Origin of the sequence: Mesorhizobium sp. M7A.F.Ca.MR.148.00.0.0 (assembly GCF_003997735.1) — a bacterium.
In the GTDB taxonomy this organism is placed as follows: Bacteria; Pseudomonadota; Alphaproteobacteria; order Rhizobiales; family Rhizobiaceae; genus Mesorhizobium.
Genome location: NZ_RZTB01000597.1, coordinates 1 through 262, shown reverse-complemented (window position 1 = coordinate 262; position 262 = coordinate 1). Strand labels below are relative to the sequence as shown.

Genomic DNA, 262 nt, shown 5'->3' with positions numbered 1-262 from the left:
GCGGAGGCGGCCTATGGCGAAATCTCGCGCGGGGCCGTCGAACCGAGCGGAACGTTGAGGCTGACAGCGCCACTCGACTACGGCACCAAGATGGTAGCTCCGGTCATGGCGGCCTATCTCAGAACCTATCCGCACATGCGCGTCGAGGCGATCTTCGACGACGCGGTCGCCAATCTGGTCGACGAGCAGATTGATCTCGGCATCCGTGTCGGCTGGCTCACCGATTCCTCGAACCAGGCGCGGCGCCTGGGGACGATCCGGC

The 262-nt window shown here is 65.3% G+C and carries 1 protein-coding gene; it reads left to right on the top strand.

The features are described from left to right. On the top strand, positions 1 to 262 hold a 262-nt coding region (locus tag EOB49_RS35470), incomplete at both ends, for a LysR substrate-binding domain-containing protein (protein WP_245473015.1).